Origin of the sequence: Archangium sp. (genome assembly GCF_036388035.1) — a bacterium.
In the GTDB taxonomy this organism is placed as follows: domain Bacteria; phylum Myxococcota; class Myxococcia; order Myxococcales; family Myxococcaceae; genus Archangium.
In genome coordinates this window covers 1-2,335 of the sequence record NZ_DASVSO010000316.1, presented here as the reverse complement: position 1 = coordinate 2,335, position 2,335 = coordinate 1, and the positions used below count along the sequence as shown (strand labels likewise).

Genomic DNA, 2,335 nt, shown 5'->3' with positions numbered 1-2,335 from the left:
GCCCGAGCGCGGCTGCCGTGAGCCGCTCCCTCCGTGCTCGTTCGTGGCTGTCGGGGCGCGATGTCATACTCCGAACGGCCCCGCGAGGACCCGCCAGGCCCTAGCTCCAATGGAGGACCTGGCCATGCGTCTCCGAGCGTGTATCGCACTTCTGCTCTACGTCTCAGCCTGCGCTACGTCAGCGCCCAGCCCAAGAGAGCCAGCGGCCCGGGACCCGAGGCTCGCCAACCTCCAACGAGCGGCGACGCTGCCCTGGACGGACGGGGGGCGTTGCGCCGTCCGCGAAGCGTCTGAGCCCTGGCCCGTGCTGGCGGAGCGGTGCTTTCCTGCCCTCGACCATGACCGGATCGAGTTTCACGACCCTACAGGACAATGCGCGGTGGCCTCCGCTGGTGCCGCTGCCGTGGGGCTCGGGGTCTGCGTGCTGGCGGCACCGGAGATCGTCGTGGGAGCGGTAATCGTCGCGGGCGTGGTGGTGGTGGGCTTCGCCATCACAGAGGCCCTGGATGCGTATGCGCTGGATATGAGCCGCCCCGAGGTGTGGCCCGTGCCTGAAACAGCTCCCGCCCCGCAGAAACCCTCGCCGAAAAAAAGGCCCAAGCCGGAGCCAAAAGGGCCGGACTTCCCTCCTGTGGGGCCAGTCGAAGTCACGGAGCGAGATCGCCCCAGGTGCGAGCCCGTCCCAGTGCCGCACGAGGGCAAGGATGACGCGCATGACAAGTGCGCCGATCAGTTTCCGCCTAACCGTTATCCCGGAATGGATGTGCTCGTAGACGGTGTGAGCTTCGATGCGCTGCAAGTCGGCGTGCGTGTGCTGTGGGAAATCAAGACCCATCAATTCGACACGTACAACGCCTTTGTCCGGCGTCAGGAGATCGAGAAGGAATACAAACAAATCAAGAAGGAGCGAACCGCTGCGGCGGCATGTGGATATGGCTTCGTCATCGGGGTGAGCACCCAAGCGCACAAGGACGCGCTACTCGCCAAGGATCCTACGCTCGATGTCGTCGTCACGGGGTGCAAACGATGACGATGCGTAGAACCCTTATCTTGATCGTCTACGCGCCTGCGCTCGTGGACAACGACGAGCGCACGCTCGCTGTCATCCATGGGATGGAAAAGGCGCTCCCCGGCCTGCGCCTGCAATGGCGGCTCTCAGCAAGCGGGCGCCCCATCGCATTGCCGCAGCGGGATGCGTGGCTCGCGGAAAATACTGAGGACGGGGGATTCCCTCTTGTGTGCAACGGAGACGGGAGTTACCCCGTGACGGTTAACGGGGGAGAAAGACCTGGACTCCTCAGCCCAGGCGGTCAGTCCCAGCTTGAAGTGCATGCGGAACTGCCTCTGGACGAGCCCATGATCGCGGCAGCGGCGGCTATGCTTGAGGCCGTAGCGGAGGGGGCGCGCTCGTTCTGGGGGCATGCGTCGCCGAACGATTACGGCTCGGAAGTCGCGCAGCAATTTCGCCGCTCTGCTCATGGACCGGAGCGCTCACCCCGTGGGCTTCCCATGCTCAACCTTCCGGAGAAGTTCCCCGCGCCTGCGATTCCCTGGTTCCTCGGTTGGCTCAATTATTGGTCTGCCGCTTCCGCACAGGCCATCGGCTTTCCGGATCCTGTTCGCGACGCCGAGTTACTTACGCGGGCACGGCGCACGGAGTCGGGCGGGTGGGTCGTGCAACTCACGGAGGCGCCGCTCGACTACGACAACCCCACCCACCTGGAGGCGCTCAAACGGGCCTACGAGCGCTTCCCAGAGATCGGCGGGCGCTCCACCCCTTGAGGCTCGGCACGGCTCGCGGTGGCCGTGCTCAGAGCGCCGCCTTCTGGCTCACCGGGAAGGTGACGCTCCCAAGGGTGACGGTGCGCGGCCCCTGCGCTTCCCACAGCTTGAGTGTACAGGGGCAGCCGAACTGCGCGGGCTCCCCCTCAAGAGGAAACGGGGGCAAACTACCTCCCTGGGAGCCCTCTACAGGCCCGATCTGCGGCTGCCGCGCTCCGGGGCGCCTCTTCACTCCTCTTGCGGAAGCTTCTTGGTCACTTCCAGGATCGTGAGGCGTCTGCGCTCGGCATCGACGCCGTACAGCACGGCGAAGCCCTCAGCGATGGAGGCCCTGGCGTCCACGCTCGGCGCCTCCTGCTCTGGCGTCGGCCACGGTGGCGGCTGCGCTGCCGTCAACTGGAGCCTGCACCGTGCCCGAGCATGGGCTGCCCGCTGCGTTGGCGCTCGCCCCGGCCCGAGCGCGGCTGCCGTGAGCCGCTCCCTCCGTGCTCGTTCGTGGCTGTCGGGGCGCGATGTCATACTCCGAACGGCCCCGCGAGGACCCGCCAGGCCC

General features: G+C 66.6%; 2 protein-coding genes. Both read left to right on the top strand.

The genetic code is table 11. From position 1 onward, the window contains the following. Positions 1–124: 124 nt before the first annotated feature. On the top strand, positions 125–1,030 hold the full coding sequence (locus VF697_RS13055; protein ID WP_414641283.1) for a DUF6310 domain-containing protein: 906 nt from the start codon (positions 125–127) through the stop codon (positions 1,028–1,030). After that, positions 1,027–1,782 (top strand): DUF5953 family protein, encoded by a 756-nt coding sequence (locus VF697_RS13050; RefSeq protein ID WP_331094795.1) that lies wholly within the window; start codon positions 1,027–1,029, stop codon positions 1,780–1,782. The genes VF697_RS13055 and VF697_RS13050 overlap by 4 nt, the downstream gene beginning before the upstream one ends. The last annotated feature ends 553 nt before the right edge of the window (positions 1,783–2,335 follow it).

What these genes read in the sequence shown, in the direction of transcription:
- VF697_RS13050 (WP_331094795.1), top strand. Translation starts at nt 1,027, where the DNA reads ATGACGATGCGTAGAACCCTTATCTTGATCGTCTACGCGCCTGCGCTC.
- VF697_RS13055 (WP_414641283.1), top strand. Translation starts at nt 125, where the DNA reads ATGCGTCTCCGAGCGTGTATCGCACTTCTGCTCTACGTCTCAGCCTGC.